The 26,467-nt window shown below is 51.8% G+C and carries 20 protein-coding genes and 1 pseudogene; 10 read left to right on the top strand and 11 right to left on the bottom strand.

Translation table 11 applies throughout. From position 1 onward, the window contains the following. Positions 1–30: 30 nt before the first annotated feature. The 4 genes and pseudogenes from DYU11_RS07330 to DYU11_RS33940 all read right to left on the bottom strand — a co-directional run. Positions 31–321 (bottom strand): STAS-like domain-containing protein, encoded by a 291-nt coding sequence (locus tag DYU11_RS07330; protein ID WP_119667007.1) that lies wholly within the window; start codon positions 319–321, stop codon positions 31–33. Between the two features lies 1 nt (position 322). Further along, the gene (locus DYU11_RS07335; protein WP_119667008.1) at positions 323–1,279 is read right to left on the bottom strand and encodes a GHKL domain-containing protein; all 957 of its coding nucleotides are present in this window, start codon (positions 1,277–1,279) and stop codon (positions 323–325) included. After that, complete coding sequence (locus DYU11_RS07340; protein WP_119667009.1) at positions 1,279–1,716, bottom strand: hypothetical protein; 438 nt, start codon at positions 1,714–1,716, stop codon at positions 1,279–1,281. Before DYU11_RS07340 ends, DYU11_RS07335 begins: the two co-directional genes overlap by 1 nt. Positions 1,717–1,979: 263 nt before the next feature. Continuing rightward, positions 1,980–2,276: pseudogene (locus tag DYU11_RS33940) on the bottom strand (DUF4238 domain-containing protein); the annotation flags it as partial. Positions 2,277–2,638: 362 nt separating this feature from the next. Between DYU11_RS33940 and DYU11_RS07350 the strand changes: the two are divergent. Further along, complete coding sequence (locus tag DYU11_RS07350) at positions 2,639–4,237, top strand: Na+/H+ antiporter (RefSeq protein ID WP_119667011.1); 1,599 nt, start codon at positions 2,639–2,641, stop codon at positions 4,235–4,237. A 72-nt stretch (positions 4,238–4,309) separates the two neighbouring features. Here DYU11_RS07350 and DYU11_RS07355 read toward each other — a convergent pair whose 3' ends face one another. The 3 genes from DYU11_RS07355 to DYU11_RS07365 form a co-directional block, all read right to left on the bottom strand. Continuing rightward, complete coding sequence (locus DYU11_RS07355) at positions 4,310–7,264, bottom strand: glycosyltransferase family 117 protein (protein ID WP_119667012.1); 2,955 nt, start codon at positions 7,262–7,264, stop codon at positions 4,310–4,312. A 115-nt stretch (positions 7,265–7,379) separates the two neighbouring features. Beyond that, positions 7,380–8,267: a bifunctional 5,10-methylenetetrahydrofolate dehydrogenase/5,10-methenyltetrahydrofolate cyclohydrolase gene (locus tag DYU11_RS07360; RefSeq protein WP_119667493.1), complete on the bottom strand. Its 888-nt coding sequence runs from the start codon at positions 8,265–8,267 to the stop codon at positions 7,380–7,382. Positions 8,268–8,368: 101 nt separating this feature from the next. Continuing rightward, the gene (locus tag DYU11_RS07365) at positions 8,369–8,869 is read right to left on the bottom strand and encodes a DUF4385 domain-containing protein (protein ID WP_119667013.1); all 501 of its coding nucleotides are present in this window, start codon (positions 8,867–8,869) and stop codon (positions 8,369–8,371) included. A gap of 67 nt (positions 8,870–8,936) precedes the next feature. Between DYU11_RS07365 and DYU11_RS07370 the strand changes: the two genes are divergently transcribed. Continuing rightward, positions 8,937–9,476 carry a DUF1349 domain-containing protein gene (locus tag DYU11_RS07370; protein ID WP_119667014.1) on the top strand — a complete coding sequence of 180 codons (540 nt, stop codon included), beginning with the start codon at positions 8,937–8,939 and terminating at the stop codon, positions 9,474–9,476. Positions 9,477–9,500: 24 nt separating this feature from the next. On the opposite strand, the gene DYU11_RS07375 is transcribed toward DYU11_RS07370, so the two are convergent. After that, the gene (locus tag DYU11_RS07375) at positions 9,501–13,535 is read right to left on the bottom strand and encodes a T9SS type A sorting domain-containing protein (RefSeq protein ID WP_158600234.1); all 4,035 of its coding nucleotides are present in this window, start codon (positions 13,533–13,535) and stop codon (positions 9,501–9,503) included. Positions 13,536–13,940: 405 nt separating this feature from the next. Continuing rightward, positions 13,941–14,573 (bottom strand): pyridoxamine 5'-phosphate oxidase family protein, encoded by a 633-nt coding sequence (locus DYU11_RS07380; RefSeq protein ID WP_119667016.1) that lies wholly within the window; start codon positions 14,571–14,573, stop codon positions 13,941–13,943. 114 nt (positions 14,574–14,687) lie between these two features. Here DYU11_RS07380 and DYU11_RS07385 point away from each other — a divergent pair, with 114 nt between their 5' ends. Together DYU11_RS07385 and DYU11_RS07390 are read left to right on the top strand one after the other, a co-directional pair. Then, positions 14,688–15,461, top strand: coding sequence for an SOS response-associated peptidase (locus DYU11_RS07385; RefSeq protein ID WP_119667494.1), 774 nt, complete (start codon positions 14,688–14,690; stop codon positions 15,459–15,461). A gap of 157 nt (positions 15,462–15,618) precedes the next feature. Continuing rightward, a complete protein-coding gene (locus DYU11_RS07390; RefSeq protein ID WP_119667017.1) occupies positions 15,619–18,333 on the top strand; it encodes a TonB-dependent receptor in 2,715 nt (904 codons plus the stop codon). A 70-nt stretch (positions 18,334–18,403) separates the two neighbouring features. Here the strand turns inward: DYU11_RS07390 and DYU11_RS07395 are convergent, their stop codons facing one another. Then, positions 18,404–19,324, bottom strand: coding sequence for an ROK family protein (locus tag DYU11_RS07395; protein ID WP_119667018.1), 921 nt, complete (start codon positions 19,322–19,324; stop codon positions 18,404–18,406). Between the two features lie 150 nt (positions 19,325–19,474). Here DYU11_RS07395 and DYU11_RS07400 point away from each other — a divergent pair, with 150 nt between their 5' ends. The 6 genes from DYU11_RS07400 (at position 19,475) to xylA (ending at position 24,812) form a co-directional block, all read left to right on the top strand. Beyond that, complete coding sequence (locus DYU11_RS07400) at positions 19,475–19,945, top strand: redoxin domain-containing protein (protein ID WP_119667019.1); 471 nt, start codon at positions 19,475–19,477, stop codon at positions 19,943–19,945. 44 nt (positions 19,946–19,989) lie between these two features. After that, positions 19,990–20,730, top strand: a complete 741-nt coding sequence (locus DYU11_RS07405; protein WP_119667020.1) for an SAM-dependent methyltransferase — start codon at positions 19,990–19,992, stop codon at positions 20,728–20,730. A 208-nt stretch (positions 20,731–20,938) separates the two neighbouring features. Beyond that, the gene (locus tag DYU11_RS07410; protein ID WP_119667021.1) at positions 20,939–21,532 is read left to right on the top strand and encodes a TetR/AcrR family transcriptional regulator; all 594 of its coding nucleotides are present in this window, start codon (positions 20,939–20,941) and stop codon (positions 21,530–21,532) included. An 88-nt stretch (positions 21,533–21,620) separates the two neighbouring features. Next, complete coding sequence (locus tag DYU11_RS07415; RefSeq protein WP_119667022.1) at positions 21,621–22,262, top strand: DsbA family protein; 642 nt, start codon at positions 21,621–21,623, stop codon at positions 22,260–22,262. A gap of 113 nt (positions 22,263–22,375) precedes the next feature. Next, positions 22,376–23,446, top strand: a complete 1,071-nt coding sequence (locus DYU11_RS07420; RefSeq protein WP_119667023.1) for a glycoside hydrolase family 43 protein — start codon at positions 22,376–22,378, stop codon at positions 23,444–23,446. A 19-nt stretch (positions 23,447–23,465) separates the two neighbouring features. Next, complete coding sequence (xylA, locus tag DYU11_RS07425; protein WP_119667024.1) at positions 23,466–24,812, top strand: xylose isomerase; 1,347 nt, start codon at positions 23,466–23,468, stop codon at positions 24,810–24,812. Positions 24,813–24,957: 145 nt separating this feature from the next. Here the strand turns inward: xylA and DYU11_RS07430 are convergent, their stop codons facing one another. Next, positions 24,958–25,983, bottom strand: a complete 1,026-nt coding sequence (locus tag DYU11_RS07430) for a LacI family DNA-binding transcriptional regulator (protein ID WP_119667025.1) — start codon at positions 25,981–25,983, stop codon at positions 24,958–24,960. Positions 25,984–26,467 lie beyond the last annotated feature (484 nt).

A 26,467-nucleotide genomic window follows, 5' to 3' on the forward strand; every position in this document is an offset into this window, starting at 1 on the left:
AAACCGAGTAGTATTATTTTTTTCTTTAGTCTAAGATTGGTCATCTAAAGCCTTTTCAATACCAAGGCGGACAATAATCCTCATATCTTCAGATGCGTTTTTTATTGTAATTCTTTTAAAAAAATCTTGAGGAGTCATTGATATATATAATTGGCCAAATATTTGCTTAGAACAAAACGTAGCCATCGAAATAACATCAGTGAAATCTATGATTATAGACTCATTATCTATGAGCATAGCATTAATATCTTCAAGTATCTGGTTGCCTAACTCACTTTCACTTATAACACGGCCATATTCTGACAAAGTTATCGTTTGCATATTATTGAAAGTTTATTTCGATTAAACTATTATTTGGAACCAATTCTTGCCGTATTATGTCAGAAGGAGTTATTGGTTTAGCTAGAGGCAAATGTAGAAAAATAAATGTGCCTTGCCAAAAACCACCTCTATTTATACTTTTTCGCTTGCCATACTCGTTAATGTAATACACACCTTCTGAATATAAGTGAAAAACTCCATTAATTCTTGTAACGATTTCGTCAATAATCCAAAGCCCGTATCCCATGTGATTTGTTTTTGGCTTGGAAGTAATTCCTTTCGTCAAAGCTTTAGCTAACAGTTTTTCGGGTGTACTATTACTTGAGAATTGTTTAGAATTCATCAATGTAGATATTACACCACGTCCAGTATCAGCGCATGAAATTTCAATTTTGTCTTTATTGCCTTCTGCAACAAGGATTGAATTATTATCATCAACTGCATGTTCCCAAAAATTGCCAATAATCTCACTTATGCAGCCAAAAATCATATCTACAGCTTTTGAATTGTCATGATAGAAAGTATTAAGTTCTGGAGCAAATTTTTTTTGGAGCATTTCATTTACGTGTTTGTGCTCATTTTTTAACAATGGTTGTGGTGCAATAATTAAATTGCCTTCTGTTTTAAATTCTAGATAACCGTAAGACTTATTTGAATGATGGTTTTGAATATATGAATTTAATAATTCTAAAAATCCATAATGTTTGAAAACGCTTTCTAGAAAAAACGAATCTCCTGAAATATATGATCCTACAAAACATCTGTTTTTAAAAGCATAATCTATTAGTTTGTAAAGTACTAGAACTCCCAACATTGAAATTCTTTTCAGTTGTTTCAGATCATATTCGAAATCAGTTCTGTTTTTACCAGCAGACTTAAACATATATTCTGTTTGTAAGAGAACAGGCAATATGCTATTATGATTTACAAAATTTCGAGGAAATATAATTTTAGCCATTAGAATTTACTTTTAAAGTCTTTCATAAAAATCTTTTCTCTTGCAATATCTTTGTTGGTATTGCTGACAAGTATAGTAGAAAAATAATCACAACAATTTCTAGCAATTTGCTCCTCGTTATCTTTTAGGTAAATTGAATTTTCATTAATATACTTAGATGTTATCTGCAACTCCCTTTGAAGTGTAACATCATCATTGAAAATATTTCTTAGCAGATCCATTTTTCTATACAACTCGTGCATTATTTCTATTCTTTTAGATTCTTTAATGTTGTCAGAATGAACGCGCGTTTCGAGTCGCTTTAATTTGTACTGAACCCAAACATTTATTAAACTGACAAGAATATTTACCCCGACAAACACCAGTATTGTAATTAACAAACTATGGCTCTTTTCAAATTTCTCAACTAAATCTTTAAGGATTCCGCTATCAAGCATGTTTCTGTAACTAATTAAAAGTTATGTTAATGTAATCCTTATGGGTACGAAAATCGGCAATTATTATGAATTCCCCTTAGCTCCATCTCCAGAAAATTCAACTCACTCTTTATTAAAGCTTGCTCGCTCTTTCATTTCAACAAAAATTTCTTGTGAAGCTTGATTTACATCTTGTTTTGCATTAAAACTGTTTTGTTCGTCTGTCTGTACGAAAAGAGCCATAACTTATAAAAGCACAGAAGCGCAAGGACCAGTTCTTGAGCCTGTTGATAACTAATGAATGATGGCCGGTTATTAATAAGCCGGATCATACGGCCAAACTTGTCCTCAACCGATTTATTGAACGGACGTTCAATGGCCTCAGCATCGTTCAACTGAAGACGTGAAAGGGTCGCTGGATCCCGAATAGTATAGAAGTCCAATGAGTAGCCTACCTGCGAGCACGAAAATTCTTTAATCTTAGGAGGAGTACTGCTTGATTGGTTGCTCACTATATGTAATAAGCGTCGTGAGTTCTCTAAGCTCTTAAGATATACCTTTGGAACGAAGTGCTGATTCAAGGGTCTTGACTATAACAGTGTGTAACCGAAATATACGAAGATTTTGCGCTACATATTCAGGCAAGCTGCTGCAAAATGGCCTCTATTTGTACCTTATTAAGATATATAGGTCATAAATTATTGATTATCAATAAGTATTCAATTATTTCACGGGTAATGGAGGCAACATACAATGAATAGAAAGCCTTGGTAGTCACTATCAAGGCTTTCTATTTTTAAGCGTCTTTCGGTATTTTATCGTGCATTATGGCGGATAAACAATGATGTTGATTGCTTACCCTCTATAATGCGCGTTAGTTTAGAAGGGCTTTTGCCAGTAACCACTATTGATTAACTGGTACGCTTGTTCAACCTGACCATATATGCACGAAACCTTACTACTCTGCCTGGCGCTGCTGCTGGCAGTCTCGCTTTTCGTTATGTTGGGACAACGTCTGCGGGTTCCGACGCCGATTTTTCTGGTAATAGGAGGGCTGGCCGTCAGCTTCATTCCTGGTGTTCCCCGGATTGACGTTGATCCGGAACTGATCTTTCTGATCTTTCTGCCACCCCTGCTCTATGAAGCGGCCTGGTTTACGTCCTGGAAAGAGTTCTGGCGCTGGCGACGGATCATAATGGTGATGGCGTTCGGCCTTGTTATCGTCACGGCTTCTGCCGTAGCGTACGTATCGTCGGCGATGATTCCCGGCTTTACGCTCGCACTGGGATTCCTGCTGGGGGGAATCATCTCGCCACCTGATGCCGTGGCTGCTACGTCGGTGTTGCGCACGATCAACGTGTCCAGGCGGGCCATCAGTATTCTGGAAGGCGAAAGCCTCATCAACGACGCATCCAGCCTGATCGTGTTCCGGTTTGCCGTGGCCGCGGTGCTGTCGGGCACCTTTGTCTGGCAGGAAGCTGCCACTGATTTTGTGCTGGTTACGGTGCTGGGTGTAGCGGTTGGCCTGGGGGTCGGTGGCGTGTTCTACGTCATTCACCGGTGGCTGGTCACATCGACCCGTATTACAATCCTGCTGACGCTCATGACCCCGTACATCATGTACCTCACGGCCGAGCAACTGCACGTATCCGGCGTGATGGCGGTTGTCAGCGGGGGGCTGCTGTTATCCAATCAGAGTCACCGGATTCTGAATCATACTACCCGAATTCAGGGGATGGCCATGTGGTCAACGGTCGTCTTTACCCTCAACGGGCTGGTGTTTATTCTGATCGGGCTGGAACTGCCGGTTATCATCAACGCGCTGGGCGGCTATTCGAAAACCGAGGCTATTCTGTACGCCCTGGCTATTAGTGTGCTGGTCATTGTTGTTCGATTGGTCGTAACCTTGTTCTCATCCTGGTTCACTTGGGTTGTAGGAGGAATAATTCCGGTGGCAGACCGGAATCCGGGCTGGCGTGGACCAATTATTGTTGGCTGGGCCGGCATGCGTGGTGTCGTATCCCTGGCGTCGGCGCTGTCCATTCCGCTGCTGCTGGCCAACGGCCAGCCGTTCCCGCATCGGAATCTGATTCTGTTTATCAGTTTTGTGGTAATTCTGGTTACGCTTGTTTTTCAGGGTTTAACCTTGCCCCTGATTATTCGCTGGGTGAAATACGAAGACCCGGATCAGCGGATGCCGGAAGAAGAGCAGGAGTCGATGATCCGGCTGAAACTGCTGAACGTAGCACGCGACCGGCTGAATGAGAAATATGCCCTCGAAATACTGAACAACGAGCTGGTGAGCAACCTGAAAAACCGAATCGACAGTGATCTGTACCTGACGTCACAGCACCTGGATTCGCTCGAATGCAACGCCGAGCAGGTAAACCAGTACAATCAGATACTGACTGATGTTATTGCCGCAAAGCGCCATGAATTACGCCGATTGCGCCGGAAGCAGGAATTCGACGACGAAGTGATCCGGAAGGAAGAAGCCCGGATCGATCTGGAAGAAGAAAAGCTGGACCACCCGATTCATTGAGTAAGGATGGGCAGCTAAAAAAACGCCCCGGTCACGAAAGTGGCCGGGGCGTTTTGCTGGCAAACGTACTGATCAGCCGAACGCATTGATATGCTTCTGGAAGATAGCTTCAAACTTACTGGCCGCGGCCGTCTGCTTGGATTCGCGGCAGGCTTCGACGATGGTTTGCAGCGTATACAGATCAGCGTCGGGATTACCGAACCGGCCCTGACCCGACCGGATGTATGTCAGGTTCTGGTCGACGCGGGTAGCCATTGTGTTGGCAATGTCGAGTGCCTTTTTGGTTTCGCCTACGGCAAACAGGAACCGGACGTAGTTCGACGAAATCTGGTCGTACGGAATGCTCTTGTCCGGCATCACCTGCAGCGAGTAGTTCAGGACCTCGCGGGCTTTGCTTTCCTTGCCTTCGCGAATCAGTTGATCGGCGAGACGGAAGAACGCGATCCGGGCCGAAATGGCCGGGGGACCCTTATAGGTTTCGTCGTAATACACGTGCTCGTTATCCAGACCGCGCCAGAAGGTTTTCTTCATCATGTTGGTATACATGATGTCGGAGTTAACGTACCCATCCGTAGCACCTGGTATGGCCACCGGCATCAGGCGGTACGCATACCCTTCCAGCTGCATGTAGTTCTTCAGATTCAGGTAATTGTCGCTGGCCAGGGTGCTGGAGAAATACAGCGGACGCTGCCAGTTGTTCGTCGCGATCATATCCAGCATGATCAGGTCGGGCTTGTACAGGTCTTTCTTGCCGATGGTCCACTGCAGCGTGTCTTTGATGAACGGACGCAGGTTTGCCGGAACAAAGTTTGCCTTGTCAATCGCGGCTTTGTCGAGCGGCATGAACAGCACCGACGACGGCAGGATACTGGTCATTTCGCCGGTGGTCAGCGGCACCTGAACGGCCTGACTATTGGTCTGAATCAGGTTGATGTACTGCTTCAAGTCAATGCCGTTTTTCACGCCACCCACTTCGTAGAACGGAATGATGTCGTTCTTGCCTTTATTGAACTGGTCGAATTCGAGCGAGATGGGCAGGGCTTCCGACTCGTAGGTCTTCCGCTTCATCTGCTGGATGTACCACTCGGTTCCGAGCAGGCTGAGGTTACACACCCGCACGTCGCGCCGGAAGCCTTCTACTTCCTGCACGTACCAGAGCGGGAACGTATCGTTGTCTCCGCCGGTGAACAGAATAGCGTTCGGAGCGCAGGAATTCAGCAGGTTTTTGGCGAAGTCGACCGAATGGTAGCGGTTCGAGCGGTCGTGGTTATCCCAGCTTTTGCTGCCCATCATAACCGGCAGCAGCAGGCAAAGCCCCACAACCAGACCATTCCGCATGGTGTCGGCTTTAACGTACTGCCGTAACCCCTCGGCAATGGCCATCACGCCCAGACCGAGCCAGATGGCGAAGAAGTAAAACGAACCTACGTAGATGTAGTCCCGTTCGCGGGGTTCCGACGGGGGCGAGTTCAGAAACACCTGCAGCGCAATGCCCGTGAAGAGAAACAGCAGCCCGACAATCAGGAAATCGCGCCGACGGCGAAAGTACTGGAACACAATGCCGAACAGCCCCAGCAGGAACGGCAGCATATAGAAATTGTCGCGGGCTTTGTTCGTTTTAAGCAGATCGGGTACGTTGTCGTTCGATGACCAGGGCAGCAGGTAACCGGCCCCTTCTTCGTCGCTCTCGCGGCCGGCAAAGTTCCACATCAGGTAGCGCCACCACATGTGGCCAAGCTGGTAGCTAAACAGAAACTCAAGGTTGTCGCCCATGGTTGGCTTCTGCCCTTCGGCCAGGCCGAGCATCTGGCGGTACAACTGCGGGTGGTTCTGCTGGTTGCTGTATACGCGGGGGAACAGCATCTCATCGCCCGGCTGGTAGATGTATTCCGGCTGGTGGTCAAACACGACGTACTTGTTGCCTTCCTTTTTCCAGATGGGAGCGCCCTCTTTCTGGTCGATGGGCCGGGCGGTGAAGACCGGGCCGTAGATCAGCGAGCGGCTGCCGTACTGCTCCCGCTTCAGGTACGACAGGAAGTTCAGGGCGTCGTCGGGGTTGTTTTCGTTGATGGGTGGGTTGAAATCCGCCCGAACCAGTACCTGGATGTACGACGAGTAGCCGATCAGCACGAACGCCAGCGCCAGCAGCGAGGTGTTCAGAATCGGGCGCTTCTGACGAACTGACCAGATGATAGCGTAGGCCACCGCAGCCAGGAACAGGACGATGAAGAAGGTCATGCCCGAGTTGAACGGCAAGCCAAGCGTATTGACGAAGAACCGTTCCAGGGCGAAGGCCATACTGGGCAACCCCGGAATGATACCTGAGTTGATGATCCCCAGAATAACAAGACCAATGCCAAACGCAATGGCTCCTCCCCAGAACGACGGCTTGGCGGTTTTCTTGAAATAATAGATCAGAGCCAGCGCGGGCAGCGTTACGAGGTTCAGCAAGTGAACCCCGATGGACAGACCGGTCAGGTAGGCAATAAAAATCAACCAGCGATTGGCGGCTGCCTCGTCGGTGATGCGCTCCCAGCGGAAAGCGGCCCACACCACAATGGCCGTAAAGAACGACGACATGCCATACACTTCGGCTTCGACGGCCGAGAACCAGAACGTATCGGAGAACGTATAGGACAGCGCACCGACGGCACCGGAGCCAATGACAATGATTTTATCCGCCAGGGTATAGTCGCTTTCGACTTTGCCCAGCAGTTTCTGCGCCAGCATCGTGATGGTCCAGCACAGGAACAGGATCGTAAAGGCACTCGCCAGTACGGACGCCATGTTGACCCAGAACGCCACTTTAGCCAGATCGCCGAGGGACATCAGAGAAATGACCCGTCCGAGCAGCAGGAAGAACGGCGCTCCTGGAGGGTGCGGTACCTGAAGCTTGAACGCACACGCAATGAATTCACCGCAGTCCCAGAAACTGGCCGTCGGTTCAACGGTCATGCCGTAGGTAAACAGCGCCACCGCGAAGGTAAACCAGCCTGTGAGGGTGTTCAGGCGTTGGAATGATTGCATACAGTTAATAGTTAAACGAAGGCTACTTTAGTATAAACATTGCCCAAAAATAGCAAAAGAAAGCCCCCGCCGGGCAGCAGGGGGCTGTTAAAGTTTGTTAAGGCTTTGCTGGTCGTCAGAAGCCGGTGTATACCTCGCCCCGGGCGGCCTTTACGGTGTTCTGCATCAGCGAACAGATCGTCATCAGCCCAACTCCGCCCGGAACGGGCGTAATGTAGCTGGTCCGGGGGGCCACCTCGTCGAATTTTACGTCTCCTTTGAGCGCGAAGCCGCTTTTTTTGGTGGCATCCGGTACGCGTTCCAGACCTACGTCGATCACCACTGCGCCATCCTTCACCATATCGGCAGTAATGAATTCCGGACGACCCAGGGCGGCAATCAGGATGTCGGCCGAACGGCAGATGTCGGGCAGGTTCTGCGTGCGGCTGTGCGTGATCGTAACGGTACAGTTGCCGGGGTACGTATTGCGCTGCATCAGAATGGCCATCGGCAGCCCCACGATCTGGCTCCGGCCGACCACGACGCAGTGCTTGCCGGCGGTTTTGATGTCGTAGCGCTTCAACATTTCCAGAATCCCCTGTGGCGTAGCCGAGATATAAGCCGGAAGTCCTTTCGCCATGCGGCCAATGTTGATCGGATGGAAGCCGTCCACATCCTTGGCTGGGTGGATGGTTTCCATCACTTTATCGGCGGAGATGTGGTCGGGGAGGGGGAGTTGCACAATCAGCCCGTCCATATCGGGGTTATTGTTTACGTCACGCACCGCATTGAGCAGTTCCTCTTCCGTAACCGTATCGTCGAAGCGGATCAGCGTCGATTTCATGCCTACTTCTTCGCAGCTTTTCATCTTGCTGGCGACGTAGGTTTCACTGCGGCCGAGGGTACCGACCAGTATGGCAACGAGGTGCGGAATCTTGCCGCCCTGTTCGCGGATCTGGGCCACTTCGGCCGCGATTTCCTGTTTAATCTGTGCTGATAGAAATTTGCCGTCGAGGAGTTGCATGGGCATATCTTTGCGTTCTTAGCGAAACCTTTGCGTCGTAGCAGCTAAAAAATTACCGCAACGACGCAAAGGATGGCGCAAAGGTCGCAAAGGATTAGCAACTACCCATATTTTTCCTGCCACTCCTTTTTCAGGCGTTTGTAATCGTCGTCTTCGCGGGCCTGCAGGTATTTTCCGTAAAAGATCCGGGCGCTTTCAGCCTTGACGGGGTCTTCGTCGCGGGGGAGCTGATCGCGCCCGTGCGCCCCGGAGCGACCTTTCTGATCGGCGGGGACGGGACCGTCGTACTTCTGACCGGTTCGGTGGTTGGCGTAACGCCGGGAGCGGGTGTAGCCCATTTGCAGAAACTTTCTGGCCATGTCCATGCCCACGAAATCGCCTTTTGTCTTGTACTCCAGAAAAAGCTGGTAAATAGTTTCGGACGATTCGCGGGCGATGTCGGGCGTTTTAAATTTCCAGTACGGCAGAATCTCTGACTTGTAGGGTTCTACCAGCAGTACGCCCTGTTCACCCTTCCCGACACGGTATAGTTCAGGATGCTCGCGCAGGTTCAGGTTCCGGTAGTCGAGGTCATAGTTGAAGGCCTTGTCCAATTTTGCCATCGTCGTTGCGTATGGGTTGTACGTAGGGTAAACTAAGTTTGGTAACTTTCGCCAAAAACCAAGCGGTATGATCTGGCATAATGAACCGGCAAACTGGTCGGAAGATGGCGATATGGTACAGGTACGGGTGGAGGGTGGTACCGACTTCTGGTGCATTACCCACTATGATTTCGTCCGCCACAACGGCCATTTTTACTATAAAGAACAAGCCGGCGATTTTGTTGCCAGTGTGAAGGTGACCGGCCAGTATGCCGACCTCTACGATCAGGCCGGACTGATGCTCCGGCTCGACGAACAGCACTGGATCAAGACCGGCATCGAATACGTTGACGAACGCCAGAATGTGAGCGCGGTCGTAACCCGCGAATTCTCCGACTGGTCGGTCAGCCCGCAGGATCACAATCCGCCTACTGTTTATCTGCGCCTGACCCGGCAGGGCGATGCCGTCCGGATCGATTACTCGTTCGATGACTTTGTGTACCACATGCTTCGGATGGCCTATTTTCCGCCGGCTGTTCCGGTGCAGATCGGTCTGATGGCAGCCGCGCCCGATGGCCGGGGTTTCAACGTAACGTTCGAGCGGTTTACGGTGCTGGATATTTCGTGAAACGTAGGAAGTGACGCTACAGAGCTATTGCCTGATTATTCGAAAGGTTCGTTGTCGGTTACCGGCTTGCGCCCTGAGAATGTAGACTCCGGCCGGATAGGATGCCATCGGGATAATGCGGGTACCTCCATTTTTGATTGGCGTTTCCTGTTGGAGTATGTACTGGCCATTTATGTTTGTCAGCGTTAATGAAAGGGTATCTGCTTCGCAGGCAAACACACTCACCCGAATATTGTCGCTGGTTGGGTTTGGAAACACAATGGCTTCCAGGACGGTTTCGTCATAAGACTGCCCGAAAACCTCAACGGTCATCTTGGCTTTACCAGGAACAATGGTACCATAGCCGCAGGTTGGTGTATAAACATCTAGTAAACAGTATTGCTGAGAGGTGTCCACCTGCGGGCGTATCACATGCGTCGTGCTGGGAGCGCCGAAGCCGTCCACGACGCTGTAGTAGGCGCTGGCCAAGGCGTACCGAAACGGTGGGATTCCTGTAAAATTGATCACTATAGTTGCTGAATCGCCTTTGTTAAGCTTCTGATCAGTGCTACTGATTAAGGCCGTTACGGGTGGAGAGATCGCAATAGGGTAGGCCGTTGATGACCCCACTACCGCTGGACTGCTGGAAGTGACTCGCATGCGGTACGTACGACCGGTTGGCTGATTAGCGGGTAGCGTAAACCGGAATTCTGAACGAGCACCCGGCGGGTTGGAGACAACGGTTTGGTAATTCTGACCTGTCGAGTCAGACAATTGCAGGGCGAAAACATTATCGGCGTTGAAACTTCCAGTTGGTTTGAAGCTTACGATGGATTCCTTTGCAGCGCATAGCGTATTGAAGTTACTTGTGTAGTCAATGTCGATCGACGGGTTGGTACGGGGTATAACAACTACAGTGGCTTCGCCGGAAACGGTCCCATTACCGCACTGGTTCGAAACCATGTTCAATCGGTAGGTGGTCGTCTGTGTTGGTTTAACTTCCACTGTTCCCGTTTCAAAAAAGCCCTTGATTAACTGGCCATTCGTAAATTGAACACTTCTTTCAGAGCCGTCACCCGTTACAACTATGGGAATGTAGGCAGATTGGCCTGGGTAGATCGTGGTGGTGCTTGGAAGAAGCTGAGCCTGGGGTAATTGCGCTATGGATACATTGTCAATATCATACTGAAAAGCAGGGTTTGAAGAGATCATCGTAATCGATCCGGACACGAGTGTCGGCATTGTCGTCGGCAGGGTAAAGGTAATCGGGCCCTGCAGTTGTTTGGTCTTGGCAAGCACATAAGCGTCGCCATAGGGGAATGAACGAAAAACAAATGTAAACGCATTGTCAGCGGCAAACTCGCCAACGGTTTTGTAGTTCAGCCGCATGGTACGGTTGCGGCAAAGCGGATTGTTATCCAGCGAAAATTGCTTGATAGCGGGTTGAAAACTAACCTCCACGCGTCCCTCGACCGGCATGTACCCGCAGGCGCTCACGGCTTGCCGTACAGTAAAAACGCCGGCCTGATAGAAGGGTACGTTCACCGTACCTTCAGATTGATTGTAGGAAGTAAGGGCTGTTCCATTGTTTAGCCAGATCAAAGCAGGTCGGGCTCCCTCTGTAAGGGCTACGGTTCCATTACTGGCATCACTGTTCCGATCAATTTGCAACTTGCCATCAATACCGCCCGTAAGCCGAACGCTGCCCACTTTGTTAATAAATATTGAGTATTCAACATCTGATGTTGCCGACAAAACCGAATCGCCCAGCATCACTACCAGTTGCACACTATACTGACCAGTAGGATTAGGGACCGAATCAACCCGGATGGTGGCTGGAGACACCGGGTCCAAAACTGTAAGTTTGTGCAGGAACTTCCTCCCGGGGCCAATCAGTCGGGCTTCCAGCCGGGCCGCGGCCGGAAAATTGCCGCGTTGTAGATAAGGTAATCGCAAAATGGCACCTTCGCAGCGGATATGGCGCTGAGAGCGTGATGACAGGTCGCCAGCTGACAGGATTTCGGGTTTGACATCAGCCTGCGTTACCTTTTTGGGGATCATTACCGGCGAGTTCTGAAGAACAACGGGTACGTTGCAGCCACCGGAGGCCGACACCAGGCTGTAGGAGGCAGGGGTTTGATTTGATACGAACACATTGGTTTCGTACGTATCACTGGTACGTTCCAGTCCGTTGGAGAGCCGGAAGGAAAACGGAGGACGGCTTTCGGAAAAACGGACAACAAGTGTTATAGGTTGATCAGAGAAGCTATTTTCTGAATAGGATAAATTTACCACCGTGCGGCCGGTTATGGCCACGCGAACCGGTGAACTGGTCTGGCCTGTTGCCACTGATCGGGCCCTCAGCCAATATATTCCTGATTGTGCGGGAAGTTTCAGGCCAAGTTGCCCCGGCCGTACGGAACCGGTCAGATACGTATCCGACCAAACACCTTCCTGGGCTGAATATTCAATGCGGTAGGAGGGAGTATCGGCCAGATTTGTGACCCGGATACTTACTTGTATCGAATCGCCCGGGCAATAGTCGGCTGTCGTAGTCTGTGGATAGAAGGTGGGCAACTGCAGGGCCAGCACAGAGGCTGTTGGTTGCCTGACGCGGAGTTCAACCCCGCCCGCTATCGAGCCCAAACCGCATTCGTTGCGAACCGATGTTAAATTGTACACAGTACTTGCTTTATCTGCATACACGTATACGAATTCATCTGCATCAGCACGTGTACGTAGCCGAACAGACTGACCATCCGACAACGTAGCGACAAACTGGCTGGATGTGGTACCGGTTTCAAGGGCCAGAACACGCACGCCCGGCCTGTCATACGTGTAACTGGCTAATTGAGTCGAGTAAGGCTCACTGATTTTTAGACGGGCAACAGGTGGAGCTTTGATTGTCAGCGAAAAGGTAGAAGAACGGTCTGCCAGCCCATCTGTAACAGCGGCCAGAGAGTAAGCCCCCGGTTTAATGGAAGGAGGTATCTGAAAACGCAAACGCTGCCCGTCCAGGATGGTGGCCGTAATACTGGTTGTGCCCAGGAGCAGGGGGATCGTTGAGCCAGAAGCTATGAGAAAGTTGGCGTGGTAATAGGCCGTAACGGATGCACCTGTGCAGGCTTCGTAACTGTTCAGCGAATCAAGGATGATCCCTGGTCGCACGTTTACCGTGTAACTGACTGGTCTATCAATCGTGGCAAATCCGCAAATAGCCGATTGAACGGCGCGTATTGTGTAAACCGTGCGTTGTGTTGGATAGACCACCCGACTGATCACACCTGCTGACGTGTAAGGATCATTTTCGGCGATGTACCCATCTTCAAATACCATTCGCGCATAGAGAGCGTCATAGGTACCACTTAACATAGCCCGGCTACCAAACGGAATGGTTTGAACCGGATTACTGATGGAAAAGGTGTTTGTTCGGGTGACCTGCACAAAATCGGTGCCTGGAATATCGGCGCGTAATTTGGGGGAGTCAGATCGGATGGAGACGTGATACTGTCCAGGTTTAATCGTGCCCGGGGCCGTTATATCGAATATACCCACCGACGATGTTGGTGAAACCGAGGCCCGGTATGACTGGCCGGTCGATCCCATGGTTGGGGTTAGTATGGCATACAACGTGATCGTGGCGGGTAGGGGTTTCTCAGTGACCAGTTTGATCGAAAAAGGCTTACCGGCACAAACGTTGGTTGTGCCAAACTGAAGGATATGAATAGCAATTGGATTGACAGCAGCAGAGAGGGTTTTCGGCGATACGTTGCCGATGCCACATTGATTTGACACCTGGCTGACCTGGTAAGTAAACGACTTCTCAGCTAATCGCATAATCTCGTTTGAGAAGTCACTCATCGTATGAGTGCTGCTATCATTGAGCGTAACCCGATATGGGCTGCCTCCGCTGAGCTGCAGTTGAAACCTGAGTGCGCTCAACGGGTTCACTTGCAGGCTATCCGTGCTGATCCCGTTTGGGTACAATGGGCTTTGTTGTAGTCCTTCTGTTTTGGCACTGATCAGGCCAGCGGTTGGTAAACTGAGCACATCAACCTCGACAGTATTGGAGGTTAACATTGGGTTAGTGGTAAGGACCCGAAGGTATGCTTTGCGTTCAGCTGGTAGACTACCGGGGAGGGTTGTTTCAAGGGTGGCTGCAGCTACAAAGCGGCTACTGAGTGATTGCCAGTTCGCTCCATCAGTACTTACCTGAGCAGTGAATTGATTATCGGCGGCAAATTCATTTTTTGTTTCAAGATCCAACCGAATCGGCTGGTTACGGCAAGCCCGGCCGACGCTACTGATAGAAAGCTGTTGAGCAAAACTCAGAGAGCCGATTTGAATCAGGAGTAGTGTAAAAATAAGAAAGCGCATATGCGGTGTGAATGGATCAGGCATTGCGCGAAAATTAGATAATAAAGTTTTATAAGCATGATAAATGTCTCAACTATTGTTTGCGGTGGGTTGATAGCCTGGTAGGTATTACGGGGCCAGCCATTGCCTGCCTGTTTCGTCGCCCTGGTACGTAAACTGCGCCCGGGTCTGTCCGGCGCGGCTCAGGTGCAGGTAGTCCATCCGGAGCACCTGACAGGCAATCACCGCGAAGTTGACGCGCCCCGCTTCGCTTTCTTCCTGACTCGGAAGCTCTTCGCCCAGTCGCTCCGGAAAGCCAGGATAAGGACCGGGTTGCCCGCTGCCGGGCTGCTGCTCGGACAGGTACGTTTTGCGGCCACCGACCCAGAGTTTCTGCCACTGCTCATCGGCTACGTTATCGTTGAGGTGAATGGTGGTCCGGACCACCAGCCGGAGCTGGATTTGCCGGTCGTCGTCCCAGAATAACAGCGTAGCCTGTGGGTTGGCTTTTAACTGAGTCACTTTGCCGGCTCGCCGGTCGGTGTGAAACCAGATGCATTTCTGAACCTCATCGGCCTGCCGCAGAACAACGGTTCGGGCGTCGGCACCATCATCCAGGCGGGTGGCTATGGTACAGGTTTTAAACCCGTCTTTTTTTCGTTGCGGGGCGGAGACAAGCTGCTTCCAGGCGTCGCGTTCGAGGTCGGCGAGGGTTCGGGGAAGATTGTCGATGACGACGGTCGGTTGATTAGTGGGGTTCATAGATAAATTCAGGGAGTTCGTCGGTAATGCTATACGATCTACAACCGACGGTGTAAGTTTGTAGTTATGAATTTGGTGGAGAACGTTCGGACAGAACACGACACCACAACCCTGATGTGCTATCATATTTCGCTGGCCGTAGATCAACCTGAACTGGAAAACCGCTTCAAAGCGAAGCTGGAAGCGGGCGGCTCGTCCGCGGGCGGTTCGAAACCAACGGCCGGTTTGTTACCTGTGTATCACGCCAATGCGTATCAGTTTCCAGCCTGGCCGATTGTGACGCGGCAGGAACCTGACAAACTGCAGCTGTTTCGCTGGGGACTAATTCCTCGCTGGGCCAAAAGCATCGGAGATGCCGACGAGATCCGGACCAAAACAATCAATGCCCGCTCGGAAAGTATGTTCGAAAAGCCTTCGTACCGGTCGGCAGCGCAGGCTGGTAAGCGGTGTCTGATTCCGTCAACGGGCTTTTACGAGTGGCACACCATTGGCAGTAAGAAGTTCCCGTTTTTCATCAACCTGAAGGACCAGCCGATCTTCTCCATTGCCGGTCTGTACGACGAATGGGCTGACCCCGATACCGGTGAGATCATGCCTACCTATACGTTGCTGACGACCGACGCCAATCCGCTGCTGGCCGCCATTCACAACAGCAAACAGCGAATGCCCTGCGTACTGACGCCAGAGGCTGAACAGGCCTGGCTGCACGAGGATCTGAGCGAGAAAGACGTACTGGACCTGCTGACCAGCGTGTACCCCGCCGACCGGATGCACAGCCACAGCATAAGCAAGCGCATTACGTCGCGAACGGAGCCCAGCGACGTGCCCGAAGTTATGGCTCCCTCAACGTACGCCGAACTGGCCGATAAGCCCGAATTGTTTGCCTGACCGCTGTATCCTTCTGTACCGGTAGTTTGCCGCTTATGTAAATTTCCAAGGTAAATCGTGTTTAAATCAATTATAACGTAAATCAAATTGTCTTTTTTTAGTGTACGAGTGTATTGAGTGCCTCCGCTAAGACAAGTTTCTTCGACAAATCGCTTCTATGAAAAATTTACTACTTACACTGCTTCTGGGTACGTCGACGGTTGTGGTTCCGAATGTGGCTCAGGCGCAGTTTCCTTCGTTTCCAGGCGGTGGAGGCCAGCGCCAGACGCCACCGGCCATTCCCGGAACGGCCACCGATGACTCCCCTCGCGGCAATGCAAAGGTGACCGGCATCGTGGTGGATTCTACGACCAACAAACCCATTGAATTTGCGAGTGTTGCGCTGATCAATCCCCAGACCAAAAAGCCGATCGATGGTACGGTCTGCGACGAAAAAGGACGCTTTACGCTCAATAAACTACCCCAGGGTGAGTTTAACCTGCTCATTTCCTTTGTGGGCTACCGGAACAAAGCCGTTAACGGCCTGAAGATTGACCGGAAAGGGGCCGACCTGAACCTGGGTACCATTGTGGTTTCGCCCGACATCCGGACGCTCAAGGAAGTCGAAGTGGTTGGGCAGGCGGCCATCGTTGAAGAGAAAGTAGACCGGCTGGTGTATAATGCCGATAAGGACGTTACCAACAAAGGCGGGGACGCATCGGACGTAATGCGGAAAGTCCCGCTGCTGTCGGTTGACCTTGATGGGAACGTATCGCTGCGGGGTAGCCAGAATGTACGGGTGCTGATCAATAATAAACCCTCTACAATCGTTGCCAGCAGCGTAGCGGATGCCCTGAAGCAAATCCCGGCCGACATGATCAAATCGGTGGAGGTGATTACGTCGCCTTCGGCCAAGTATGATGCCGAAGGGTCTGCCGGTATCATTAACATCATTACGAAGAAAAATAATTTGCAGGGCTTCACCCTCAATCTGGATTCGGGTGTTGGTAACCGGGGCGCTAACCTGGGGTTGAGCGGTAACCTGCGGACGGGCAAGATGGGCTTCAGCCTGAACGGTTTTGGTCGGACCAACTACAACGTGCGGGGCGCTTTTGAAAACGAACAGCAGACCTTCGACAGCCGGGGAACCACCACGACTACGCAGATTGCGAACAGCCGGAATCAGGGCATCTTTGGTCAGTATACGCTGGGCTGGGATTACGATCTTACCAAAAACAGCGCCATTACGGCCAGCCTGCGGTATGGAACGCGAAACAACATTCAGACCCAGGACAACCTGCTGACCCGGACGCTCGGACCGAGAGATTACTTCCCGCGCATCAATGCCCGCGACGTAAGAACCAAAGACCTGTCGGGTACGGTCGACGCGAACATTGATTATACGAAAACCTACAAACCGCAGCAGGAACTGAGCGTATCGGCCCAGTTCAGCCGCAACAACCGGAACAACGATTTTACGGCCGAGATTCTGAACGGGGGTAACCTGACGTCGATCATCGCCCGCCAGCAGAACCTGAACGACAGCTACAACCAGGAAACGACCCTTCAGGCCGATTACCAGACGCCCGTTAAAAACAACCAGTTGTTTGAATTTGGGGGTAAAGGAATTTTCCGGCAGGTAGAAAGTAGTTTCCGGTATAACTACGCCAATGGCCCGAACGAACCGTTCCAGCAGGATCTGTCCCGTCAGGGCAACACCCTGAACTACGATCAGAACATCGCAGCCGGCTATCTGTCCTACACGATCACAACGAAGAACAAGTACACGATTAAAGCCGGGGTGCGTGTGGAGCATACGGTGATCAACGCCAGCTTCAATCAGCCGCAGGAGATCGAGCAGCCCAACAGCCTGTCGACCACGACCGGCAGCACGCTCGACATCCCGGATTACACGAACGTAGTACCGAGCATAAATATTTCGAAGGCGCTGAAAGGCGGCCGGACCATCAAGCTGGCTTATAACCGCCGGTTGCAGCGGCCGGGTATTCAGTTTCTGAACCCGAACGTAAACGCGGCTAACCCGCTCAACATCACGCAGGGTAACCCGACGCTGTCGCCGGAACTGACCGACAACCTGGAGTTCAGCAGCAGCGCCTACATCAAGAGCGTGTACGTAAACGGTACGTTGTTCTACCGCCGAACCAATAATTCGATTGAAAGTATTCGGGACACAATCAGTAGTGCAGACATTACAAACCCGACGCTCGCTCGCCCAATCCGCACAACCTACGCCAACATCGGCCGTCAGGAAGCATACGGTGTCAACATCTTCGGGAACGCCACGCTGTTCTCAAAATGGCAGATTGGCGGGGGCTTAGACCTGTTCTATTCGTATCTGACCAACAACAGTGCGATCCAGATCTACAACGCCACCAATTCGGGCTGGGTCGTTACAGGCCGGCTGTTCACGAGCCTGAACCTGAAAAACGGATGGGGTGTGCAGGGCTTCGGCTTCATGCGGGGCCGTGAAATTCAGTTGCAGGGCTACCGGGGCGGTTTTGGTTTCTATAGTCTGGGTGTGAAGAAAGATTTCAAGAACAAGCGGGGCAGCTTCGGTATCGCGGGCGAAAACTTCTTCAACAATCCGTTCGTGATCCGGTCCGAGTCATCGTCGCCGATATTCTCGCAGCGCAGCCTGACGAGCCTGTACAATGCTGGTGTCCGGGCCAACTTCAGCTATCGGTTTGGTAAACTCAGCTTCGACCAGCAGCAGGGCCGTCGCCGGCGCAACGGTGGCAACGACGACCTGAAAGATGAAGGTGGCAACGACAACGGTGGTGGACAGCCCCAGGGCCAGGGTGGCGCACCGGGCGGTGGTGCCCCCGGTGGTGGCGGTGGTAACCGCGGAGGTGGCGGTGGCCGGCCACGGTAACCGTAGTCAATACGATCATAAGCGGTCGGTCAGTGGTGGATACGTATCCACCACTGACCGACCGCTTGTTTTACAGCATGGCAGCTCCGAAAACGCCTGCGCTGTCGCCGAGTTTCGGTTTCAGGAAGCGGGTGTTCACGATGCCGTTGTTGAACACATATTTTTTGGCTCGTTCAACGCCCTCCGTGTACAGCAGATCGACGTTGCCGACGCCCCCGCCCAGCACAATAGCGTCGGGATCGAGAATGTTGATGATAACGGAAATCCCCCGCCCAAAATACTCCAGCAGCCGGTCGACTGTCTGCGAAGCAAAGGGATCGATGCCGGCCTTGTGTCGTTCCACGATGTCCGGCAGTTTTCGGTCTTCGCCACTGATGGCTTTATAGTACCGTTGCAGAGCCGGGCCCGACAGCACCTGCTCCACACACCCCTGCTTACCGCAGAAACACGGGTAGCCGTTTTCTTCGAGGATGTTATGGCCCCATTCGCCCCCGATGCCGTGTAGTCCATTCACAACAAAGGGCTGGTTGTCTTTACCCCGGAGCACAATCCCCCCGCCGACGCCCGTACCCATGATCACTCCAAAAACGGTGCGGTAATCGGGGACTACGTCCGGAACGATCCCCAGCGTGGCCTCGGCCAGTGCAAAACAGTTGGCATCGTTAGCCACCTCGACCGGAACCCCCAGCAGCCGGGCCAGATCCTGTTTCATGGGTTTGCCGTTGAGCGAGGTTGTGTTGCAGCCTTTCATTACCTGCAGTGATGGGTCGAAGGTGCCGGGTGTGCCAAAACCAATGTGGTCGGGCTGATAGCCCGTTTCGGCTTTTAACTGGTCGATCAGAACGCCCACGCGGGACAGGATATGGTCGTAGCCCAGGTGAGCTTCCGTATCGATACGTTTGCGAATAATGACGGCGTCGGGCGAGGGCGCCGACAAAATAGCGCCTTCGATTTTGGTGCCGCCCAGGTCAATGCCCCAGTATGTCTGCATGCGGAAAAAAGAGTTTTGGTCGGAAAGATATTACTTTTTTTACCGTTCAGCGGGATAAGTGCCCGTCTCTTAGGGAGTGCCCGGCAGGCGTTTCATTGCCTGCCGACATTTCTCTACTTTTGCGACCAGTTATCTTTATACAACCTCAACATGGCCATTCAAAACGGGCTGAAAGCCCCGGAGTTTACGCTTTTCAGCAGCGACAAAAAGGAAGTTTCACTAACCGGTTTTGCCGGCCGCAAGCTGGTAGTTCTGTTCTTTCCACTCGCTTTTTCCAGCGTGTGTACGGCCGAACTCTGCGAGATGCGGGATAACATCAGCCTGTATACCGACCTAGACGCCGACGTAGTGGCCATCTCGGTCGATTCGCCCTACGTACTGGCCCGGTTCAAGGACGACCAGCATCTGCCCTTTCAACTGCTTTCTGACTTTAACAAGGACGTATCGACTGCCTACAATGCGCTGCACGAAACGTTTTCCTACAACATGCGGGGTGTCAGCAAACGGGCCGCTTTCGTAATTGATCGCGAGGGCGTAATTCGCTACAATGAAGTGCTCGAGAACCCCGGCAAGATTCCCAATTTTCAGGCCGTACAGGACGCCCTGCAAGCAATCGAGTAACCATTCCGGGCAGCAGGCGGTCTGCTGCCCAACCCCAACAGACGATGGCCTGGTATCACCATTTTTTTTACGGTCTGCCGCAGGAGGCCTGGCGGGCCGCTCAGTCAGACGAAGCCACGCAGCTGGATCTGGAACTTCTGGTCGAAACGCTGGAATTTGGCCCGGGCGATCGGCTGCTTGACGTTTTCTGTGGCTACGGTCGTCATGCGCTGCCCCTGGCCCGGATGGGTGCCCACGTAACAGGCGTCGACATCTCCGCCGAATACATTGACGAACTTCAGGCCACAGCTACGGCCGGCCGGCTGTCCATTGAAGCGCTTTGTGCCGATTTTCAGACGGTACCGCTGGATGGCGAGTTCGATGCTGCCTACTGCCTGGGCAACAGTTTCAGTTTCTTTCCCCGGTTCGGGATGCAGGCGTTTCTGGCACGGATAGCCGCGTTGCTGCGGCCGGGCGGCCGGTTTCTGGCGCACTCGGGCATGATTGCCGAGGTGGTACTGCCCGACTACCAGGAACGTAACTGGCTGCCTGTGGGTGAGGATATTCTGTTTCTGGTCGAGAACGAATACCATCCGCTCGAAAGCCGGATTGATTCACACCTGACCTACGTTCGGAATGGCGAAACACAGACCCGAACCGCCGAGCAGTACATCTTTACGCTGGCCGAATTAATTCAGTTATTTGGGGAGGCTGGTATGACGGTGCTGGCGGCTTACGGAACCGTCGATGGTACGCCGTTCGAGCTGGGGGATGAGGCCGTGTGGCTGCTGGCGGAGAAACGGTGACGCCCGTAAGCTCTGTTTAAAATTTAGTTAAAATTTCACGTATCGGTCTATGCACAATTGTTTATAAGACAGATCGTTAGCGAAAATTTTTCGGTTGTTTGTGATGACTTTTTCCGAAAACGCCGTATAAAGGGTAGTGATTGCCGACTTAAATTACTAGTTTTCAGCGAATTTAACACCGTTAACTCATACAAATAACCGATACCGAATGGAAGCTATCGAGCGAAAGCCGCGCAGCCGGGAGCAAACCCGTTCTGGAATTGTCTTAACGGCAAAAGACATTGCCCGCCGGGAAGGCTGGCAGGCCGTTTCAATTCGTAAAATTGCTGATGCTATTGAATACAGTGCGCCCATAGTCTACGAATATTTCGATAGCAAGGACGTCCTGCTCGACGAGATCCGGAGTGAAGGATTTCGCCATCTGCGGCAGGAATATGAGCGCATTCTGAAACTGTATCGCGATCCCGAAAAACGGCTCTATGAAATTTCGCTCATCCAATGGGAATTCGCCCGTCGTCAGCCGGAGATTTACCAGGTAATGTATAATCTGGATGGGGCCTACTGTACGCTGCCCGTGTATCAGTCAAGCGAAATGCAGGCTGTCAGCGACATTGTCAGCGACATCATCTTCTCGTTCATTCCGAAATCAAAGGAAAGCATCCGCAAGCTTTATTTTGAGTGGTGGTCTATCTCGCACGGCATGATCATGCTGACGATGCTGTTGAAAGACCAGCAACCAATTGAGCAGTCGGAGCAGGTGTATCGCGACACCATGCGCCGGTTTGTTCGGGGGCTTCGGTAAGTCAAACCGACCGGGAAGCTGTTACCTACTGAGCGCACTGAACTATTTCGGTGCGCTTTGCTTTTTTCAGGCAAATAACCCGCAACGTATGACAACGCAAAAACCACGTATCATTTATATCTATGATGCGCTCTGTGGCTGGTGTTATGGCTTCAGTCCAGTTATTCGTCGGTTCTATGATACCTACGCGGATACGTTCGATTTCGACGTGCTGAGCGGTGGGATGATGACCGGTCCCCGCGTTCAGCCTATTGGGGTGTCGATGTCGTACATTGAACAGGCCTATAAAGTGGTTGAGGAGCATACCGGTGTGCAGTTCGGTGAGGCTTATCTGGACAAGATCCTCAAGCCTGGTACCTACCTGTCGGATTCGGAAAAACCGGGTATGGCGATGACGCTTTTCAAAGCGCTGCAAACCGGTCGGCAGCTTGAATTTGCCGGAACGCTGCAGAAGGCGCTATATTACGACGGTATTGATCTGAACGTTGATGCAAACTATGGCCCGCTGGTAGAACCGTTCGGCGTAGACCCTGATGAGTTTACTGCCCATATTGCTGATCAGGCCATAAAAGAACAGACCTGGGCCGAATTTAACGTAGTGGCTCAATACGGTATTAACGGGTTTCCGTCCGTTATCGTTGATGCCGGCAACAAGCTGTACCTTATTGCACGCGGCTACGTTCCCTATGAACGACTGGATGATGCAATTAAACAGATAACCACAACCTGATTAACTACTGATAATTTGAATACCGTAGTTTTGTTAATTTTGTGCAATCGATTGCAGCCTGTGCTTTTATTTAGTTAATATTGCCTTTATACAATTCGTGGACACATCCTTGTATGATTGGAAAGATTAAATCTATTGTTCCAGCGCTGGGTCTGACCCTGCTTGGAACCGTTTCTGGTTTTGGTCAGCAGCAGGCCAGAACTGCTCCTAAGCTCTTATCAAAGCCGCTGGTCAGCCACATCTACACCGCCGATCCTTCAGCGCATGTTTTTAACGGCCGAATCTACATTTATCCGTCTCACGATTACGAAGCGGGCGTACCTGAAGATGACCTGGGCAGCCACTTTGCCATGCGTGATTACCATGTGCTGTCGATGGACCGCATTGATGGCAAAGTAACGGACCACGGCGTTGCGCTGGATATCAAGAATATTCCCTGGGCAGGCAAGCAATTATGGGCTCCCGATGCTGCGTATAAGAATGGTACCTACTATCTGTATTTTCCCGTTAAGGACAAGCAGGGCGTATTTCGCATCGGCGTTGCTACCAGTAAGTCGCCGACCGGGCCGTTCAAGGCTGAACCGGCTCCTATGAAAGGAAGTCTGAGTATTGATCCGGCCGTATTTACCGATGCGAACGGCCAGGCGTATATGTACGTTGGCGGTATCTGGGGCGGGCAGCTCCAGCGCTGGCGCAGCGGGAAGTATGATCCGAACGGCAAAGAACCGGCCGCTGCCGAACCCGCTCTGGGACCTAAAGTGGCCCGGTTGACCAAGGATATGCTGGAGTTTGACGAGCCACTAAAAGAAATCAAGATTCTTGATAAAGCCGGTAAGCCGCTGCTCGCCGGCGACAACAAACGTCGGTTCTTTGAAGGGGGCTGGATGCATAAATACAAGGATAAATACTATTTCTCGTATTCAACCGGCGACACTCACTTTCTGGCCTACGCAACCGGAACCTCACCATACGGGCCCTTTACGTACCAGGGCGTTATTCTGACACCCGTGCAGGGCTGGACGACCCACCACTCCATCATTGAGTTTAAGGGAAAATGGTACCTGTTCTACCACGACACCGAATTGTCGGGGAAGACGCACCTGCGGAACGTCAAAGTGACCGAGCTGACGCGCAAACCGGATGGTTCCTTTGAAACAATCAATTATCCGGCCTCTACCAAATAGATTAATCAACCTGAATAGCATGTCTGAAATTAAGCTTACACTGGGCGATACGGCCTACTTCCCCTTTGTCGACAAGCCCATCGCCTTCGAAGGGCGTGACTCCGACAACCCCCTCGCCTTCAAGGTCTACGACCCCAACCGTCTCATCCTGGGACGGCCCATGAAGGACCTTTTCCGCTTTGCCGTCGCCTACTGGCACTCCTTCTGCGGCACCGGCAACGACCCATTCGGACCCGGCACCAAGCACTTCCCCTGGGATGCCCTGGCCACCAACGACCCCCTGGCAGCCGCCCACCACAAGATGGATGCCGCCTTCGAGTTCATCACCAAGATGGGCATCGAGTTCTACTGCTTCCACGATGTCGATGTCGCCCCCGAAGGCAAGTCCAACGCCGAGTTCGAAGCCAACTTCCGCGCCATCGTCGACTACGCCAAACAGAAGCAGGCCGCCAGTGGCGTCAAGCTGCTCTGGGGCACGGCCAACCTCTTCTCCCATGAGCGCTACATGAACGGGGCGGCCACCAACCCCGACTTCCACGTGCTGGCCCACGGGGGCTGGCAGGTCAAGAACGCCATCGATGCCACTATCGAGCTGGGCGGCTCGGGCTACACCTTCTGGGGAGGCCGTGAGGGCTACATGTCCTTGTTGAACACCAACATGAAGCGGGAGACCGAGCACCTGGGCCGCTTTTTGCAGATGGCCCGGGACTACGCCCGCCAGCAGGGCTTCAAGGGGGCCTTCTACATCGAGCCCAAGCCCATGGAGCCCTCCAAGCACCAGTACGACTTTGATGCGGCCACGGTGGTGGGCTTCCTCAACCGGCACGGGTTGGCCGATGACTTTGAGTTGAACATCGAGACCAACCACGCCACGCTGGCCAACCACACCTTTGCCCATGAGCTGCAGGTGGCGGCCGATGCGGGCATGCTGGGTTCGATCGATGCCAACCGGGGCGACTACCAGAACGGCTGGGACACGGACCAGTTTCCCATGGACCTCTATGAGCTGACCGAAGCGATGCTGGTGATCCTGGAGGCAGGCGGCTTGAAGTCAGGCGGGGTGAACTTCGACGCCAAGACGCGGAGGAACTCGACCGATCTGGAGGACTTGTTCATTGCGCACATCGGGGGCATGGACGCCTTTGCGCGGGCGGCCGTGGTGGCGGAGGCCATCCTGGAGAAGTCGCCGTACCGCAAGCTTCGTCAGGAGCGGTATGCGAGCTATGACAGTGGTGAGGGGGCACGTTTTGAGCGGGGTGAGCTGACGCTGGCGGATCTGCGGCAGTATGCACTGGAGCAGGGCGAGCCGCGGCAGATCAGCGGCAAGCAGGAGCTGTTCGAGGCCATCATCAATCAGTACATCTAAAGGATAGTGAACAAAAAGCAGCCGGGTCGTCAGAAGACGACCCGGCTGCTTTTTGTTATTTTGGATAACTCCTATTCATTCAATTGGCCGGAATAATAGAAACGTTACCCTGGCAAACCGGTAAGCGGTTGACCTGAAACTGGTGTCATTTACCGCTTTTCAGCGACGAATGGCGGACGACCAGTTCAGAATGGAGAATGATCTTGTTCGTTGTCTGAATGTCCAACAGGCCGTTCAGGTGGTTGATCAAACTTTGGGCCGCGACTTCGCCCATTTTTGCCCCGGGATAATGAATCGTAGTCAGGTCCGGCTCGACAACCTGCGACACCGGGTCGTCGTTGAAGCCCACTACGGCAATATCGTCGGGAACCGAAACGCCCAGCTTCTTTAACGTAATCAGACAGCAGACCGCGCAGAAATCGTTGGTCACAAAAACGCCGTCGGGGCGTTCGGGCATGGCCTGCATGCGTTTAGCGGCTTCTGTACCCGCTTCCTGACTGAGGTCGGTGATCATCACAAGCGATTCGTCGAACGGTAATCCATGTTGCCGCAGTGCCTGCTGATAGCCCGTTAACCGATCAGCGTATACGTTCCGCTTCAGGTTGCCCGTTACGTGTACAATCCGTCGGCATCCCTGTTCAATCAGGTGCGTTGCGGCATCATAGCCGGCTTTAACGTTGTCGATGACAATGCTGGTGCATTGCTTGTGCTCAATAACGCGGTCAAAGAACAACAAAGGAATACCCTTCTTGATAAAAGCCTCAAAGTGGTCGAATTTATCGGTATCGTAGGCAACGGACACCAGCAGCCCATCGACCCGGCTGTTAAACATGGTCTTGGCGTTGGCAATTTCTTTCTTAACCGATTCCAGTGACTGGCTGATAATCAGGTTGTAGGAGGCTTCGTTGGCTACTTTCTCCATTCCGGCCAGCACGGTCGACATGAAGTTACTGTTCAGGCGGGGTACAATGACGCCAATTGTATTAGTCCGTTGTCGACGCAGGTTGCTGGCGAACGTATTGGTGCGATAGCCCATCTGCCGCGCCATAGCCGTGATCAACGTTTTGGTATCGCTGTTAATGGCCGGATGGTCGTTCAGCGCCCGGCTAACCGTTGCGGGCGACAACTTGAGCCGTTTAGCAATGTCATATATAGTTATTTCTTTCTCCATGAATGTATACGGGCAATCGTATTCGTGGTTAGGTATAGCATTAATTATGCAATCGATTGATAGCACTTGTTAAATATTATTCCAAAGTACGTATTTATTTAAGCCGTTCCCGCGCTTCTGCCTGACTTTTGATTGCGTGATTATTGAAAGGGTACATAAATAGGGTTAAATCAGGGCATTTGTCTTCTTTTCAGCACCATAATCAGCAAAATAGTAATACAAGGATAAAATACCAGATCAACTCAGTTGATAGAAACAAGCGGTTGATTATTGACTTGAAAAAGGCTGTAGCACCGAAAAATGAAACGAAAATCAAAAATTTTTATGCAATCGGTTGCAAAAGATCAGAAATTGTAGGATTTTTAGACGCTAAATGTAGACGAATCAGCTAGGATCGTCGGCCTGTTCTAAAAATCCATACGTAGTAGCAGTAAGGACTAACCAATGATGACCCGTTAATTATGGAAGTTTTACCTCAACAAAC

Origin of the sequence: Fibrisoma montanum (genome assembly GCF_003583365.1) — a bacterium.
GTDB lineage: Bacteria > Bacteroidota > Bacteroidia > Cytophagales > Spirosomataceae > Fibrisoma > Fibrisoma montanum.

Excerpts from the sequence above, each read along its gene's own strand:
- xylA (WP_119667024.1), top strand. The coding sequence starts at position 23,466 with ATGTCTGAAATTAAGCTTACACTGGGCGATACGGCCTACTTCCCCTTT.
- DYU11_RS07420 (WP_119667023.1), top strand. The coding sequence starts at position 22,376 with ATGATTGGAAAGATTAAATCTATTGTTCCAGCGCTGGGTCTGACCCTG.
- DYU11_RS07390 (WP_119667017.1), top strand. The coding sequence starts at position 15,619 with ATGAAAAATTTACTACTTACACTGCTTCTGGGTACGTCGACGGTTGTG.
- DYU11_RS07335 (WP_119667008.1), bottom strand. The coding sequence starts at position 1,279 with ATGGCTAAAATTATATTTCCTCGAAATTTTGTAAATCATAATAGCATA.
- DYU11_RS07365 (WP_119667013.1), bottom strand. The coding sequence starts at position 8,869 with ATGGCAAAATTGGACAAGGCCTTCAACTATGACCTCGACTACCGGAAC.
- DYU11_RS07370 (WP_119667014.1), top strand. The coding sequence starts at position 8,937 with ATGATCTGGCATAATGAACCGGCAAACTGGTCGGAAGATGGCGATATG.
- DYU11_RS07385 (WP_119667494.1), top strand. The coding sequence starts at position 14,688 with ATGTGCTATCATATTTCGCTGGCCGTAGATCAACCTGAACTGGAAAAC.
- DYU11_RS07355 (WP_119667012.1), bottom strand. The coding sequence starts at position 7,264 with ATGCAATCATTCCAACGCCTGAACACCCTCACAGGCTGGTTTACCTTC.
- DYU11_RS07330 (WP_119667007.1), bottom strand. The coding sequence starts at position 321 with ATGCAAACGATAACTTTGTCAGAATATGGCCGTGTTATAAGTGAAAGT.
- DYU11_RS07410 (WP_119667021.1), top strand. The coding sequence starts at position 20,939 with ATGGAAGCTATCGAGCGAAAGCCGCGCAGCCGGGAGCAAACCCGTTCT.
- DYU11_RS07380 (WP_119667016.1), bottom strand. The coding sequence starts at position 14,573 with ATGAACCCCACTAATCAACCGACCGTCGTCATCGACAATCTTCCCCGA.
- DYU11_RS07430 (WP_119667025.1), bottom strand. The coding sequence starts at position 25,983 with ATGGAGAAAGAAATAACTATATATGACATTGCTAAACGGCTCAAGTTG.
- DYU11_RS07360 (WP_119667493.1), bottom strand. The coding sequence starts at position 8,267 with ATGCAACTCCTCGACGGCAAATTTCTATCAGCACAGATTAAACAGGAA.
- DYU11_RS07340 (WP_119667009.1), bottom strand. The coding sequence starts at position 1,716 with ATGCTTGATAGCGGAATCCTTAAAGATTTAGTTGAGAAATTTGAAAAG.
- DYU11_RS07350 (WP_119667011.1), top strand. The coding sequence starts at position 2,639 with ATGCACGAAACCTTACTACTCTGCCTGGCGCTGCTGCTGGCAGTCTCG.
- DYU11_RS07375 (WP_158600234.1), bottom strand. The coding sequence starts at position 13,535 with ATGTTAACCTCCAATACTGTCGAGGTTGATGTGCTCAGTTTACCAACC.
- DYU11_RS07415 (WP_119667022.1), top strand. The coding sequence starts at position 21,621 with ATGACAACGCAAAAACCACGTATCATTTATATCTATGATGCGCTCTGT.
- DYU11_RS07405 (WP_119667020.1), top strand. The coding sequence starts at position 19,990 with ATGGCCTGGTATCACCATTTTTTTTACGGTCTGCCGCAGGAGGCCTGG.
- DYU11_RS07400 (WP_119667019.1), top strand. The coding sequence starts at position 19,475 with ATGGCCATTCAAAACGGGCTGAAAGCCCCGGAGTTTACGCTTTTCAGC.
- DYU11_RS07395 (WP_119667018.1), bottom strand. The coding sequence starts at position 19,324 with ATGCAGACATACTGGGGCATTGACCTGGGCGGCACCAAAATCGAAGGC.